Below are 14,780 nucleotides of genomic sequence, written 5' to 3' on the forward strand. Positions count from 1 at the left end.
TTCTGTAAAATCAATTGGTTCAAGTGTTGCAATTCCAACCTCCCGAAAGAGTTCAATTTGAAATTCTTCATCGTAAAGTTCAACTTGATGGGAGGCTTCAAGTAGTTTTTCGGGTCCGAGAATTGTGCCTTTTATGTAGCTTGTCGTATGTTCATATGGTGCTGGTAGGATCACGATTTTTGAGTTTTCAAGATTTGAAAAATCTTCAGGGATAGAAAGAAAATTTTTATCTTTCCCAAGCGTTTTCATAGAATTTTTGCTTTTTGAAAAATATAAAATCTTGCTTTTTTAAAGTCAAATTTACCAAATAATGGAAGGAATGGGGGATTTTGCTGATTTTGTGGAGTGAGGGGTTGGGACTCTTGATTTTTTCTTTTTTTGATATTATATTTATAACGACCTTCCGCGGTAGCTCAATTGGCAGAGCAGCTGGCTGTTAACCAGCGGGTTGCAGGTTCGAGTCCTGCCCGCGGAGCTATTTTTAACAATACGAACTGGGGGATCTTCGGAAAGAGAAAAGAGAAGTAATTGTCAACAACATCGCGAACACTTTTAGGCAAAAAGGGTTGGTCATTGATGGTGTTAGGTAAGAAGAACTTTGAGCAACTAACATAATCAAGGATATTTCTTAGGATTTTTAGGTGCTTTTGAGAGATTTTTTAATTCTTTTCTTTTTGACCATTCCCCTCCTTAACTGTTTGCGATCATTATACCTAAATACAAATTCACCTTGACAACCATTGTATTGTTTTGTATATTATAATCAGATTTTGTTAAAAATTATATTTTAAGAAACGGATTGCCATTATGAATGAAAAAGAGATAATGAGGGTTAAACAGATCGCTAAATATTTACAGATGAATGAACACGCCACCCATAAACTTGCCCACTCTAGTCAAATCCTTTCCCTCAAGATTACTGGTCAGTGGCGGTTCAAAAGAGATATAATAGATAAGTGGATAAGTGAGGAAGTATTAAAAAGGGTAACACAAGGGAGGAGATAATAAGATATGGCTAAGAACACCCTACCCCAAAAACAAGCAACAATATTTGAAACTTACGAATTTCCCTCTTATGAAGAAATAATGGATGCTTATGCTAAGGAATTTGCAAATTATATTCTTCCTAAAGGAGATACCATATTTGGCTTTTGGGTGTAGACATTGGCTGACTTAGAATTTTTGGATTTGGAATTACAAGGATTAACTGATGAATATACAATTGACCCCGTAAATAGAGTAGTTAAATTCAAAGGTGATGAAGAATTTATAAGACTAAGAGTTGCCCACCTTGAAAAAGTTAAAGGGAAAACAACCCTTTATGCTGACTTTGTAAATAAATTTGGCGATGCTAATGCCTATGCTTTTCATAATCTTTATCCATATATGGGTCTGGAACTACTGCCCATGCTGAAAAATGATTTGCTTTTTATTGAAGAACGAAAACTAGAATTTACAACCAGCGAACTACAAGATATTTTAGAGGCAATAGAAAATAGAAAATGGCAACACCCAGACCCACGGATATACAAATTAATGTTAGTAGTATATTTTGATACCGTTGACGCTTTTGTAAGGACTTCAAGATATAATAAAAAGGGCAAGGTAGGTCTCTTTATTGAAAAGTTAAATTATATAAAAATTGCTATAAAAAGACGATGGAAATTAAAGAAAAATACGGGCTTAAATTTGAACCTGCCCGCATTATAGAGGGAGACGCACTTGAACTAAAAAATATGGAGGGAATGGAAGAAAAATTTGATGCCTGTATTACAAGTCCACCTTATTATTTTTCAATTGACTATGTTGGAAAAGATAGAATTGCTTATGATTATCTTGGTGTAGATATGAAAAAGATTGAATCAAAATATTTGGGAATGAGAAATAACGAACCTGTAAAGGGAAGCTATGGCGGATTACCTCCAAGGGTTGCTATAAAAAACATATTCTGGGCATTAAAACCCGGTGGCAAATTAGCAATCATAATTGGAGATAGCACAGTCAATGGGAAAAAAATTCCTACAACTATGACAACTAAAAGATTCTGCGAAGAAGATTGATATTCAATCCTTTGTTAGGTGCACGCAATAGGGCAATAAGGGGAGAAAACATGATTATTTGTGCCAAACCACGAAACAAAATAGAAATTAGAAAATTTTTAACTACTTATATTTATTCCACTTGATTTTCTCTCTTTTAGGTTTTGCTGTGTTATCTGGTTTTCTTACGATTATCAAGTATTTGAAACCTCGCAAGTAAAAGTTGTATTTTCTTGCCCTATAATGCCAAAGTGCTGTATTTGAGCTTTGGTTTCTTCTTACAACGCAAATTATGTCAACGGGTTCGAATTTAACTTTTTCGGTGAGCATCTGATATATTTTAAATCCCACTGCTGTAAATTTTCCCTTGACCCACTGGTCGCCCATCAACCAGCCGCATACTTTTTGGGGTTTTAGAACCCGGTAGATTTCCCTTGCGACTTTTTCAAGTTCCTCGTAGAACCTTTCGTCTTCGGCTGATATCTTGCCTATATCTGCTGGGTCATCTGAATATTTTACATTATCCCCGTAGGGAGGGTCAATGAATACCATATCTACGGAATTATCTGGGAGGGGGATATGTCTTGAGTCGTTTTTTATAACCTCTGGGTGTCTGGGGTTGATGTCATATCCTATTGCACGTCTTCCTTCTTCTTTGCATACATCTAGCGTCGTCCCGCTCCCAGCCATAGGGTCAAGAACTAAATCCCCAGGAAAAGCAGGCGTCACACCCTGAAACTTGTTATCCTCCTTGGGAGTTTTACCATAACTTTGACGAGGATAATCCCACAAGGTGGTCGTCTGAAACAAGGTTTCCTTCATAAACAGCAATATCGTTTGTTTTAAAAGTGGAAATCGATTTCCAGTCAGTTTTTTAAAAAGTAATCAATTAAGTTATTAAGTTGTGTTTTCGTTCTAACCATCCCGCTTGCTAACCTGCTTTCAGTAATTTGGAAATCCTCCCCTTTTGAAATCACCGCCTTTTTTAACTTCGGCAAAATCTTGAAAACAAATTCCAATGTTAAAGCATCCCCCTCATCATACAAAATATGGGTAAGGAAGCCGTCTTTAAAGGATAACCCCCAGGGGACGATGATGAAGTCAAGGTTGTAATAACCGTTTGTTTTGACATGCAAATGGATAAGCCATATGAGGAAATTTATCCCTTTAAATTCATCGATTTCAGATACCTTCCCATTTAGCAAAACCCAGCGGTCAGTTGAAATTGAATAAATGTTGTAATTATAAAACAGCACCGAACTCATGGTTTCATCTGTTAAGGTAGGGGTTAGGTAAAATTGCTCGTTATTTAAAAGCTTTTTATAACAGTAGGTTAAATCAACAAACCAAAACCCATCTTTTTTTATAGCTAAAAAAGGCAGGTCATACTTTCCTAAGAGCACCAAATCACTTACGCCTAAACCCCCTACCCATATGAACCTGTCAAGGTTGGATATGACGGAAAATCTTCTCCTTTTTAACTTTATATCGCAATGTCGGTTTATCCCTTTGAGGGTTTCCTTGAGTAATCCCAGATATGTTTTTTTCATTTTTTGCTAAAGTTTTTTTGTAAAAAAGATAAGGTTTTTGGTATATAATTTCAAAATACAAGTTCTTTGTTTTCGGGTTCCGACAGACCCCTTAAAAATGCTGTGTACTAGTGAAAATAAAATTAAAGGAGGTGTAGAATATGTTCGGGTTAAATTTAATAGTTTTGTATCGTTTGCTTAGTAAGCCGGTGCACTCTGCTGCGAATTTATTTAATCGCGGGGCAGATGGTGTCGGCAAGGTTTTAGATTTGTGGGTGAAAGGTCTTAGGAGAGTTTCGGAGACAAAAATTATTGATAAGTCCCTAGAGCCCATAACAGCGCTTATGTTTTACAGCCTCGTGATCACGGTTATAACTTTTTTACTTTCAATTGCTCTATCGCTGATAATTATTGTGGTTGTGCTTGCTGGTTTAGGGAAGCTTTTTGAATATGCCGCCAACAAAATCCAAAAAAAACTTCAAGAAGAAAACGGGAGGAAAAATGAAAATTGAAATTTTAAAGGAGATAACCCCAAATCTCGTTGAGGTTGACGAGTGGAAATTTTACAGTTTTGATTTGGGGCAAAGCCCTCAGGGGAAAAGACAACCCCCAATTTGGTTTAGTCCTTCTTATGTAAACGACCAAACCAGGCATGAAAATATTTGATCCATTTGCTGGATATGGCACTGTTGGAATTGTATCCCGAGTGTATGGATATGATTATGAATTGTGGGATTTAAATCCAATGATAAATGTAATACATGATACTGCGATTATGAAGAAACCTGAAATAAATATTTTAGAGTTAATGAAAGATATCAAAAACTCTAAAGAGGAATTTATCCCAGAATGGTCTAATTTAAATTATTGGTTTCCAGAAGAATTTCTTCCTGTCCTCTCAAAGGCTTGGGGATATAAATATATACTTTTAATACCGTTAATTAATGTCACTAGATATTTTTCCTATTGCGACGAGAAGGTTCATAAGTTATATAAATCAAAGTATTCCAGAAAGAAGATAGAAGAACTTCTGAAAAAGAACTGGAAATCTCAATTTTATGATATGTTGCAAAAAGAGATATGCAAACTATTAAAAAAGATTTGGGAATATAATACCCTTAATCCTAAAAAAGTTGAATATAAAATTATATCAGGAATAGATTCTCTGGAGACAAAATTGGAAAACGATGTCAATATCCTCATAACATCACCACCTTATTTGCAAGCGCAAGAGTACATAAGGTCAACAAAGCTTGAATTATTCTGGTTGGGCTATAAAGAGTCTTTTATAAAAGAACTGAGCAAAAAAGAAATACCATACAGGTCTGTAAACACAATAAAAATTTATTCTGAAAAGTATTATGAATTTAGAGAAAAGATAAAAGAAAGACACCTTAGAGTTTTATGTGATAGATATTTCTATGCTATTTTAGATGCCTTTTCTCGTTTAGGAGAAAATGTAAGAGATTATATGTGTATTTATGTGTATTTTTGTTGGACCTGCCAAGATAAGAACAACCTCAATTCCAATAGACGAAATAGTAATTGAACATTTAAAAAGATTTGGTTGGAAACACGAAGTTACATTTATTGACAAAATCGTTTCACGAGTAATGTTTGAATCGGATATTAATCCTGCATCAGGTGAAAAGGATAGTAGAATAAAGACAGAACACTTGGTAGTGTTAAGAAGGTGATAATATGAACCAAATATTAAAGGAAGACCTAAATAGTCCAAGTAAGTTTAGAGAAAAATTCAAGGGTTATATCTCACATCTCAGAGGATTAATTCAGGACAGTTATAAAATAAATTTTGACGATAAAGAAATTAGTGAGTTGCTATTATCTGCTTGCAGAAGTAATGACTTCAATGTGATTAATCGTCAAAAAAACAAGCTATTCCTTGATAAGAATAAAGTCTTATGTTGGCTTAATAATAAGTTGATACCAAGCACAGTTATCATAAAATTGAAGAATATAGGAATGACATCATTAATGCCAAAAAGAACGTAAGTATAAAATCCTCTCCAACTTTAGCAGGTATTTGGTGCGATGCGAATATTGGATATGATTACGGTATTGCTGTCAAATGTTCTGTCCCTCAACAACCAATTTTACAATTTTTTATTGAAGTCTGTGGTTTTACCAGACTTGGAGAAATACAAACGGATTTAAAGGGTGTTATTTGTGGTTATTTTAAAACGAAGGATTATAAACCTGTTAAAGAGGGCACAATACTACCTTAGGTAAAGTTCGCGAAAAAAGGTATCTGGTTCCAATTAATAAACTAAAATGGGAAAGAGATTCTTGGGAAAATTTTCTTAAAGAAGTGAGTCTTTTATGAAAACTTCTTATAATCCAAAAACCATGGAGGTATTGAAATGGATACAATAAATCTTATAGACTATCATCTTTTGGAGGATAAGATTAGATGTCCTAATCCTGATTGCAAAGGAATTAGCTACATCTCTTATAATGAAATTTATGATGAGGAATGGATTAGTCTTCAATGCGAATGTCTAGATTGTCACACTCTGTTTCAGATAAATTATAGGGCTGTGGGAATAGATGTAATAAAGAGGGAAAAGAGGTCATGAATTGTGCAACATCATATTATAAACATAGTCAGGCAGGAAGAGGAAATCTTGTTGCTAAACTTTTAGAGGAATTAGGAACATCAGAAAAAATGGAGTTTGAATTTGCTTTAATGAAACTACCCCAATGGTTAGGGCAAAACATTAAATTGGAAGAGTCTGAACTAACGAAACAAAAATTTGACATAGTAAATAAAAGCGGAAATAATCTTGTTTTTTGTGAATTGAAGATGAAGGTTTATTCGGGGTGTACTGCAGGAAGGATTGAATTGATGGAAAAGTTTAACAAATTCACAAAGTTAATTATTGGAAATCAATTTTTTAGAAATTGTATTAAAAATTCGGGTATAAAAAATGTCTTTCTCATAGGGGGAATCCTGTTTGATATTCAAGGAGAACCGGCAACAACACAAAAAGATGAAGAATGGGGTATTTGTTATAATGGTCTGATAAGAGGCAAAAATGACATAATCAAAACTCTAAAAGATAAAAATATTCAACATAAAATTGATGAAGAGAAATTGCCTGAGAAAGCATTTCGTATTGAGTTTGCAGTTGATGGCATAAAAGTAAATATAATTGCTGTTTATGGAAATGAAGTTATTAAAAGCCTTTTTGTTGGGAAGCAAAAATATGATATTGAGCATTTCAAAAAACAGTTGGAAGAAATGTTGTATGATGATTTATGGCTGGGACAAATAATTGCAATGAGTGAAAGAGCAGTATTGGATCAAAATTTTAAGAAAAATAAAAAATTAAACAATTATGTAATCTCAATCTTGAAAAATAATGAAATGTTATCGGAAGTCAAAAAATTTCAATCAAATAGGAATAATAAAACATTGGAGGAGGTTACAGAGAGGATAATTGAGAAGATAAAACAATACGATAAGAATTTATTAGATATAAGACCCACTCTTGCGGAAATAATAATTAAGTCGTCTGGAGAGGATTATAATATAAGAGATTATGTTGCTGACATTATTCAATTTTTATCCTGTAAAGAAGTTGTTAACATTTTATAACCAGCGATTTTTAAGGAAGGGATTTGACCAGAACGGGCAAGTTTATAGATGGTGTGTTCATCCGTCTGTAAATATTCAGCAACCTGTTTAACCCTCATTATCTCTTTTTCATTCATAATGGCAATCCGTTTCTTAAAATATAATTTTTAACAAAATCTGATTATAATATACAAAAAAAATACAATGATTGTCAAGGTGGATTTTAATAAAAATAAAATTCCTTATAGGGTAGTGGGTGGGAATAGAGAAACTCTGCCGATGGAATTGGCATAGTATAAAGGAAGCAGTGCGAGGACGCAAGTTGTGTCCGAGCCTGCGACTGTGATGTCATTTCTTTAAATTCCTTTTTTTGACTGATGAACGGAATTTGGTAAAATTATAGAGACGGTTCGCTGTTATTTTGAAAGCGGAGCCATTTTAAACAATATAAAATGTGGATTTTCGGAAGGAGTAATAAAATCCTTCTGAAAAATTTTAAAAAGATAATAGAATTATTGAATAAAGATAGAGAAATACTTTAAAATTATTTTATAAGACAGAAAGAATTTAAAATGCCATGTTATAATTTGGAGGAAATAGAGAAAAAATATGGTGAAATAGTGGCTAAAAAGATTAAGGTTAAATAGTTTATGAAAAATATGGAGAAAAGTTAACGCGTGAAGCATTCAATATTGCAAAGAGTACTGTTTTCTTATGGAAAAAGAAGCTAAAAGATAAAAATTATGAGTTTTCTGCTCTTATTCCTAAATCAAGGGCACCTCTTGAATACTTTTGAAGGATTATATACAAGTCGTTTTGACTTTTTAAATAAATTTGGAGTAAAATTTAATTGTTAAAATTAAAAAGAGGTTAAATATGTGGGTATTTATACTCTCTATAATCCAAATAATAAATGGGTTCCCTGTTGATAAAAAAGAGGTAAAAGGAGGCTTTGATTCACTGAATGTCAGATTCATAGGTAACTGGCCATTTGGTCCTTCTTATGCAGTTTCTTTTGATCCTTCAAGAAATCTTGTATTTTTAGGTTCAGGTGGTGGTGTATATATCTTAAATGTTTCAAATCCTTCTAATCCTCAAAAAGTTTCAGAAAAAATTCATACAAGGGGATTTGTTCAAAGACTTTTTTATGAACCGATAAATAAGAGATTGTATATTGCAGCAGGACAGGTGGACTTGAGATATGGGATGTTACAGATGCATCAAATCCAATCAAACTAGGTTATTATTTCACACCAGCCTATTCTTCCGGTGTTTATGTTTCAGGAAATTATGCCTATGTTGCTGATTTTGATGCTGGTTTACAGATTTATGAATTTTATGGAGTAGGAATAAATGAGAAAGATTTTTCAAAAGAAAGATTTAGGTTATTAAGTAATATTGTTAAAAACGAAATAAAGCTTGAATTAAGTCCTTTGATTAAAGATAAAATAAGTCAATTTGAACTTTATAATGTTCTTGGTGAGAAAGTTAGAACTTATATGGTGAATAAATTAAATTCAAAAATTTCATTATCCGTTGATGGAATTTGCCCAGGTATTTATTTTTTAAAATACAATAAGGAGGAAAAAATTTTAAAAGTTATAGTCAATAGGTAAATTTAGTAGAAAGGACAAATAAGGAACTATTTATTTTTGGTGCCATATGAGGTAAATGGTATTTTATAAGGTAAAAGGAGTGGCATCTGAAACATTGAGATTATAAATTAAAAGGCAAAATTTTTTTATGCAAAACAACATCAAGTCCTTAACACTTTTTCACCCCTTGAATACTTTTTGAAAAATTATATAAGGAAAAATTATTATTCTAATATGTATATAAATTGTACAATTAAAGAATTTTTTGAAAAATTTGGAATAAAGTTTGACAGGGTAAAAACAAGGGAACATGCAGATGCTTTCACCTTTACAATGAAATTTGATGAAAAAGAAAGAGAAATTTTCAAAAAAGAGATTGAATGGGGATACAAAGAGTTTGTTAAAAGGGTAAGTATTTCAAGAAATATCCCCTTTGAAAAAGTTGATTCCCTTGGACAGGGAAGGATATATTCAGGTGAAGATGCAAAAAATATAAAATTGATTGATGAAACAGGTGGCATCCTTGATGCAATTGAAGAAGCAAAAAGAATCGCAAAGATTAAAGGAGATGTAAAAGTAATTCAATACCCTGAAATAAAATGGTTTAGTTCTTTAAAAACCCTTGAAAAAACAAGTTTAAATTCACCTTTTCTTTCAAATGAAAACTACCTTTACATGCTGCCATTTTTATTAGAATTTAATGGGAAGTGAAGTTGAAGAAATCTGGTTTAATGAAGTTGTTGATGAATTAAAGAAAATATGGCATAAAATTTTTTATAAGGATTTCAAAAAATCAAAATTATCATTTAAAGGAGAAAGAACAACAAAACTTTCAACCCTTATGCTATGGAATTATAAAAAAGAAAGATTTTTTGAAAAAATTTTTAAATATATAAATTATCTTACAAAAAGTCATCATTTTGAAATAGCTCTAAAAGAAACAATTGGTAGACCAGAAGAATTCAAATATTTAAAACCATATAATTATACTTCCTTAATTTTGGCAAAAAATAATCCTTCATTAAAAATAAAGGGAATTGAAAAGAAATTGTCAATTTTAACAAATGAAAACATTTTTGTTGCTGCATTTCTTGAAAAGATTCTAAGGGATTTAAAAGATAAAAGGATTGAAATTGAAGATAAAGTTAAAAAATTGAAAGAAAATTTAGATAGCAATGATGATAAAAAAGAGATGTTAAATAAACTTGAAGAAATTCTATCTTATATAGATGAATATATAAAAAATTTAGAACTCTTAGATTTTCTACATTTCTTAGTGAAATTCCTTCAAATTTAAGTTTCCCAGAATATACTCAAAGATTATATTATTTGCCAGTTTATAGAAAAATATGGGATTGTTTCAGAAAATATGCAAGAACTCTTTTACCTGATGATATAGGAAGTGACCTATCTTTAATAGCATCATGGAGAATTTATGAATTATGGGTATTATTCAGTATTAAAAAAATTCTTAATGAAATTCTTGGTGAATGTGAAGTTGATATGATAAAGATTGAAGAGGAAAAAATATTGATTGATGAGGGGAAAGCAGAATTAAAGGATGTTTTTGATAATAATTCAATTATATTCTGGTGGAATAAAGGTTTTTATCTTGAATATCAAAAATATATTGGAAAGAAAACAAAACCATTTGTAGTTGTTTCAGAACCTGTGAGACCCGATGTTATTTTTTATAATATAAAAAATCCAGAAAATTTATTCATATTTGAAGCAAAAAAGATGAATTTTGAATAATCCCTTTTAAATGAAGATATAGAAAAGAAAGTCAGCCTTTGAACAGATGCATATTTATAGAGATAATATAATAACAGATAATTTTATAAGACCAACAAAACTTGCAACAATTTTATTTTCAGGTGAAGAAGAAGATTCAAAGTTAATTTATAAAGGGGATTTTGAATATGCATTAAAAAAGGGCATAATAGCAATAAATTTAAGAACTGATAAAGATAAGAAAAAATTAAAAGATTTATTGTCTAAAATTATAAAAAATTGGAGGTGAAATATGGAGGAGTTTGATAAGATTGTAGAGGAAGTTATATGGGCAAGTTTTTGTGATTTATATTTACGTGATATAAAAATGGTAACTGAAAAATATAAAAATATAGATTTACTTTTATCTTCTAAAGGAGATCTCCAAGACCGATCTACCTTTAGATATCATATAGGATTTCATTCCGGAACTTATGATTTTAATGATTTAATTAATGAAACAATTCAGGTTTTTGGAGAAAGCTATTGGTGGGTCTCTGAAATTTCATTTGCGGTATTTTGCATTGGTTTAAGGAATAAGGATGAAAAGTTAATAAACTCAGCCTGTGAAAAATTAAAAGAGAAAGAGAAAGAGAAAAGTGAATGGTTTTGGCGTGATTTCTCCCGAGTTCCCAATTCACCTGAAAAAATTTTAAAAATATTTAAAAAAGTTATAGAAATTGATAGAGAATTTAAAAAGGAAGGAGAATTAGTGGAATTATGTTTGGATAAAGTAATGATAGAATATAATAGTAAAATAAATGAGGAATTATATAAACTTTTAGAAGATTATGAAAAAGAGTTAAATAAAAAAGGAAAATTCTTAGAAAAACTTCCCCAGATGTTTATGTTCGTCTTTGGTGATTTTGAAACATTAAAGGATATAATCAATTTGGATAGAGAAAAAAATAAAAGAGGCGAAATTGTAAAAGAAGCTATAGAAAAAACTTATGCATTTCATATTCGATTTATAAATAAAGACAATGAAATTGATATATTAAAACTCCTTTTAGATTATGACAAAGAAGTAGAAGGTAGAGGCGAAATTATAAAAAAATTTATAGAAAGAGTTTATTGTGGAGATGAAATCTTAAACAGGGAGAAAAAAATTGAAATGTTTGAACTTATATTAAACTGCGATGAGGAAGTAAATGCTAAAGGAGAGATTATAAAAGATGTTATAGAAAGGACGATAGAAAAATTTTATCCTCATTATGAAATTCCTCATTTTGATGAAGATTTATTTATATTAATGGAAAAAATTATAAATTATGACTCGAAATTGTCAAATAATTTTTCTACACTCAAGACACTTTTAAGTCATTTGTTCCCCGGATACTTTAACCGAGAATTGAAAAAAGAGGTTGAAGAATTTATTTTTAAATTCGTACACGGTATTGTGTTAAAAAGAAAGGATATCCAGTGGGCAGTTGAAAAGGAGCAAGCTGAAAAAGGATATGAAAAGATTAAGGAGGGAATTATAAAGAAGAACTTTAATGAAATATTAGAACAATTTGAAAAAATCAAAGATTATTTTTATTACAAAGAGGATGAGTTAAGGGAGATTTATAAAGATCTTTTTGAAAGTGATAGGCATTTTGTTATATTTTCAGGACCACCTGGAACAGGAAAAACTGCTATGGCTATACTTATTGTAGCAAGTTATCTTGGTATTGAATTTCCTTCTGGAAAAGTAAAAATTAAAGAACTTTTGAATGATATTCTAAACAGTGATTTATTTAAAAACCATGCAGTTCTTTTAAGAACAAAACCAGAATGGACATCACCAAAGGATGTGATAGGTTATAGAGATATTAATGGTAATTTTCATAAAGGTGCTCTATATGACCTTTTAGAAAATGCCAGTAAAAATAAGGATAAGCCATTTTTCATAATTCTTGATGAGATGAATCTTTCGCATCCTGAACATTACCTTTCAGATATAATTTCTGCAATGGAAACAGGTGGTATAATTCAAACAGATAATGGGAATTTAGAATATCATGGGAATATTCATATTTTAGGAACAATAAACAATGATGAAACAACACAGAATTTAAGCCCAAGATTATTAAGCAGGGCATATACGATAGAAATGAGGGTTGATTGGAAAGGAATTAAAGAAAAAAATAATTTTATTGAAATTCTTGAAAAAATTGACGAAATTCTTAAAAAAATAGGATATGGTTTTGGGTATAGGGACATTGAAGAATGTAAAAATATAGTTAAAGATGCTAAAGATATGGATAATTTTTTAAAGAATAAACTTATTCCAAAATTAAGGGGAAGCGATGAATTAAATGAGGTTATTGACGGAATTAAAAATGTTATAGAAGATTATAATGATTATAATTTTGAAAAAACAAAGGAACTTTTAGAAAGTAAAAAAGAAGAGCTTAAAAGAAAGGGATTTATTTGATTAAAACTTTTTATAGAAGTAAAATTTTCTCTATTTTTTGAAAAATTTTTACAAAGTATCAAATAGTTTGAAAAGATTAAAAAATACATTAAAATTAAAATATGAAAAAGAAAAAAGTTGTGAGGAAAATAAAAATAGGAGGTAAAAATGGAGGGATTAAATAATTTATTAAAATTTATTAAAGAGAATCCACCTAAAGAGAAAAGTTGGTCTTCATCTGACTGGAGAAAAAAGCTTACGGAAAACATTCCAAATTGGAAAAAACTTATTAATGATAAAAAAAACTGGGAAAAAATTAAAAATGTAAAAGCTGGATCTGATAATGATGAACTCTGGAGATGTTTTATAGATGCTGCAGGCGTAGATTTATTAAACTATTGTCTTGTTTCCTCTGACAAGGATCTACAGGAAGGAGCAAAATGGTGGTTAAGAGAAAAATTAATAGAGGAATTGGAATATATTCATCCTGCTATGATTGATTTATGGGAAAAACTCAACGAATTTGGCAAGAAATATGTGATAAATGAAGTTTTTGCTCGGTTTCCGGGCGAGGCATTTGAATGGTATATCCGTTATCTGAGAGAGATCATATATTTTTTACATAGGATAATATATCATTCAGGTGATTCACATATTACACATCATCTACCTTGTCTCCTTGGTTTGGTTCCTCCTGTAGTTGGGTATATTCCATCAAAAGAAATTTTAAATTTGCGAGATATAATTGAAAAGGCAGGTGATAAATATTTCTTAAAAATAGTTGATGAAAAAATTGAAGAAAGAAAAAAAGCATTTGAACTTCCACTTTTACTTAATCGTTCTTTACAAATTCCTTATTATTTAAACAGGGATGAGAAAGAATTAATTGCAAGGGCAATTGATAAATTCAGAAGAAATGGTTATTCAACCGCACCTTTACCTGAAATTTATCTATCTTATGAAATTCCTCCTTTATTTGTTGCATATCCTGAACTTGAAGATGAATTGGAAGAAATAGGAAGAAGAAGAGAGATAGAGGAAGAGCCTGTTATACCAAGAAATAGAGAGAGGGGAAGACCCGAAACAATATCTATTGAAGAGCTACTGGGTTGCTATGTCCCAGCTCAACAAAAAATCATTTTATATGCGAGAGGAATAAACTGGTTTGCAAAAAAATATGGTATTGAAGAAAATCTTTTGAGAATGGTTGTCCTCCTTCATGAAATAGGTCACTGGATTACCCATCTTTTACCAAAACGTGGTGTTTCTTTATGGCCAACAGAATTTTTCATAGCAACATCTGAAGAGGTTACAGAGGGGTGGGCACAGCTCATAACATACTGGGTAGTTGATGAAATTGGAGTTAAAATTAGGGATGCCTTTGAAAAATTAAACAGAGATCAATCATCTGCTTATCGTGTTTATGAAATTTTCAAAGGTAAAGATATAAATTCAGTTATAGATTCGCTTGAGAAATTAAGGATACTTAATAAACCCGCAACACTTGATGACTGGAAAAGAATTATGGAAATGTTGTAAAATTAATTTCAGCTATTAATAATCCTTATCAGTCTAAAATGTTATGGTATTCTACAAGGATTTACAAAAGAATGTTGAAGAAGATTATAATATAGGCATGGAAAATTTAAAAATAAATCCAGAAGAAATTGAGAAAATAAAAGAAGAGGCAATAAAGTTGTATGAAAATGCAAAAGAAACATTAAATAAATCTCCTTTGGATGATGAAGGAAAATATTATGAAGAAATAAAATATGTTCAGGAGGCTTATGGAGCTTTATGGCTTTCTATTTTAAAGGCTCTTTATTATTCATTATTAAATATATGGAA

Annotated in this window: 22 protein-coding genes and 1 tRNA gene; 19 read left to right on the plus strand and 4 right to left on the minus strand. The window is 30.8% G+C overall.

What is annotated here, in order from left to right:
• On the minus strand, window positions 1-249 hold a 249-nt coding region (locus ABIN73_09685; GenBank protein ID MEO0269996.1), incomplete at its 3' end, for an arginase family protein.
• Between the two features lie 153 nt (window positions 250-402).
• Here ABIN73_09685 and ABIN73_09690 point away from each other — a divergent pair.
• From ABIN73_09690 to ABIN73_09710, 5 genes are all read left to right on the plus strand, one after another.
• Window positions 403-475: transfer RNA gene (locus tag ABIN73_09690), tRNA-Asn, on the plus strand.
• A gap of 332 nt (window positions 476-807) precedes the next feature.
• Window positions 808-1,005 (plus strand): helix-turn-helix domain-containing protein, encoded by a 198-nt coding sequence (locus tag ABIN73_09695; GenBank protein ID MEO0269997.1) that lies wholly within the window; start codon window positions 808-810, stop codon window positions 1,003-1,005.
• A 6-nt stretch (window positions 1,006-1,011) separates the two neighbouring features.
• The gene (locus ABIN73_09700) at window positions 1,012-1,161 is read left to right on the plus strand and encodes a hypothetical protein (GenBank protein ID MEO0269998.1); all 150 of its coding nucleotides are present in this window, start codon (window positions 1,012-1,014) and stop codon (window positions 1,159-1,161) included.
• A 3-nt stretch (window positions 1,162-1,164) separates the two neighbouring features.
• Window positions 1,165-1,710, plus strand: coding sequence for a hypothetical protein (locus ABIN73_09705; GenBank protein ID MEO0269999.1), 546 nt, complete (start codon window positions 1,165-1,167; stop codon window positions 1,708-1,710).
• Window positions 1,659-2,060, plus strand: a complete 402-nt coding sequence (locus ABIN73_09710; GenBank protein ID MEO0270000.1) for a hypothetical protein — start codon at window positions 1,659-1,661, stop codon at window positions 2,058-2,060. Before ABIN73_09705 ends, ABIN73_09710 begins: the two co-directional genes overlap by 52 nt.
• 102 nt (window positions 2,061-2,162) lie before the next feature.
• On the opposite strand, the gene ABIN73_09715 is transcribed toward ABIN73_09710, so the two are convergent.
• The gene (locus ABIN73_09715) at window positions 2,163-2,861 is read right to left on the minus strand and encodes a DNA methyltransferase (protein ID MEO0270001.1); all 699 of its coding nucleotides are present in this window, start codon (window positions 2,859-2,861) and stop codon (window positions 2,163-2,165) included.
• A gap of 44 nt (window positions 2,862-2,905) precedes the next feature.
• Window positions 2,906-3,589, minus strand: a complete 684-nt coding sequence (locus ABIN73_09720; protein ID MEO0270002.1) for a hypothetical protein — start codon at window positions 3,587-3,589, stop codon at window positions 2,906-2,908.
• A gap of 140 nt (window positions 3,590-3,729) precedes the next feature.
• Here ABIN73_09720 and ABIN73_09725 point away from each other — a divergent pair, with 140 nt between their 5' ends.
• The 5 genes from ABIN73_09725 to ABIN73_09745 all read left to right on the plus strand — a co-directional run bounded on the left by ABIN73_09725 (window position 3,730) and on the right by ABIN73_09745 (window position 7,187).
• Complete coding sequence (locus ABIN73_09725; protein ID MEO0270003.1) at window positions 3,730-4,080, plus strand: hypothetical protein; 351 nt, start codon at window positions 3,730-3,732, stop codon at window positions 4,078-4,080.
• The gene (locus ABIN73_09730) at window positions 4,070-4,234 is read left to right on the plus strand and encodes a hypothetical protein (GenBank protein MEO0270004.1); all 165 of its coding nucleotides are present in this window, start codon (window positions 4,070-4,072) and stop codon (window positions 4,232-4,234) included. Before ABIN73_09725 ends, ABIN73_09730 begins: the two co-directional genes overlap by 11 nt.
• Window positions 4,221-5,117, plus strand: coding sequence for a hypothetical protein (locus ABIN73_09735; protein ID MEO0270005.1), 897 nt, complete (start codon window positions 4,221-4,223; stop codon window positions 5,115-5,117). The genes ABIN73_09730 and ABIN73_09735 overlap by 14 nt, the downstream gene beginning before the upstream one ends.
• Before the next feature lie 832 nt (window positions 5,118-5,949).
• Window positions 5,950-6,165 (plus strand): hypothetical protein, encoded by a 216-nt coding sequence (locus ABIN73_09740; protein MEO0270006.1) that lies wholly within the window; start codon window positions 5,950-5,952, stop codon window positions 6,163-6,165.
• The gene (locus ABIN73_09745) at window positions 6,162-7,187 is read left to right on the plus strand and encodes a hypothetical protein (protein MEO0270007.1); all 1,026 of its coding nucleotides are present in this window, start codon (window positions 6,162-6,164) and stop codon (window positions 7,185-7,187) included. Before ABIN73_09740 ends, ABIN73_09745 begins: the two co-directional genes overlap by 4 nt.
• Here the strand turns inward: ABIN73_09745 and ABIN73_09750 are convergent.
• On the minus strand, window positions 7,148-7,303 hold the full coding sequence (locus ABIN73_09750; protein ID MEO0270008.1) for a helix-turn-helix domain-containing protein: 156 nt from the start codon (window positions 7,301-7,303) through the stop codon (window positions 7,148-7,150). The genes ABIN73_09745 and ABIN73_09750 overlap by 40 nt on opposite strands.
• 739 nt (window positions 7,304-8,042) lie before the next feature.
• On the opposite strand from ABIN73_09750, the gene ABIN73_09755 reads away from it, so the two are divergent.
• The 9 genes from ABIN73_09755 to ABIN73_09795 form a co-directional block, all read left to right on the plus strand.
• Complete coding sequence (locus ABIN73_09755) at window positions 8,043-8,405, plus strand: hypothetical protein (protein ID MEO0270009.1); 363 nt, start codon at window positions 8,043-8,045, stop codon at window positions 8,403-8,405.
• A 194-nt stretch (window positions 8,406-8,599) separates the two neighbouring features.
• Window positions 8,600-8,782: a T9SS type A sorting domain-containing protein gene (locus ABIN73_09760; protein MEO0270010.1), complete on the plus strand. Its 183-nt coding sequence runs from the start codon at window positions 8,600-8,602 to the stop codon at window positions 8,780-8,782.
• A gap of 213 nt (window positions 8,783-8,995) precedes the next feature.
• The gene (locus ABIN73_09765; protein MEO0270011.1) at window positions 8,996-9,472 is read left to right on the plus strand and encodes a S49 family peptidase; all 477 of its coding nucleotides are present in this window, start codon (window positions 8,996-8,998) and stop codon (window positions 9,470-9,472) included.
• Window positions 9,462-10,058 carry a hypothetical protein gene (locus ABIN73_09770; GenBank protein MEO0270012.1) on the plus strand — a complete coding sequence of 199 codons (597 nt, stop codon included), beginning with the start codon at window positions 9,462-9,464 and terminating at the stop codon, window positions 10,056-10,058. Before ABIN73_09765 ends, ABIN73_09770 begins: the two co-directional genes overlap by 11 nt.
• A gap of 32 nt (window positions 10,059-10,090) precedes the next feature.
• The gene (locus ABIN73_09775) at window positions 10,091-10,516 is read left to right on the plus strand and encodes a nuclease domain-containing protein (protein ID MEO0270013.1); all 426 of its coding nucleotides are present in this window, start codon (window positions 10,091-10,093) and stop codon (window positions 10,514-10,516) included.
• 46 nt (window positions 10,517-10,562) lie between these two features.
• Window positions 10,563-10,784, plus strand: coding sequence for a hypothetical protein (locus ABIN73_09780; GenBank protein MEO0270014.1), 222 nt, complete (start codon window positions 10,563-10,565; stop codon window positions 10,782-10,784).
• Between the two features lie 3 nt (window positions 10,785-10,787).
• Window positions 10,788-12,953: an AAA family ATPase gene (locus tag ABIN73_09785; protein ID MEO0270015.1), complete on the plus strand. Its 2,166-nt coding sequence runs from the start codon at window positions 10,788-10,790 to the stop codon at window positions 12,951-12,953.
• A gap of 147 nt (window positions 12,954-13,100) precedes the next feature.
• On the plus strand, window positions 13,101-14,471 hold the full coding sequence (locus ABIN73_09790) for a hypothetical protein (GenBank protein MEO0270016.1): 1,371 nt from the start codon (window positions 13,101-13,103) through the stop codon (window positions 14,469-14,471).
• Between the two features lie 43 nt (window positions 14,472-14,514).
• A partial coding sequence (locus ABIN73_09795; protein MEO0270017.1) for a hypothetical protein occupies window positions 14,515-14,780 on the plus strand: 266 nt, incomplete at its 3' end.

It is taken from the genome of candidate division WOR-3 bacterium, from assembly GCA_039804025.1.
Taxonomy (GTDB): Bacteria; Hydrothermota; Hydrothermia; order Hydrothermales; family JAJRUZ01; genus JBCNVI01.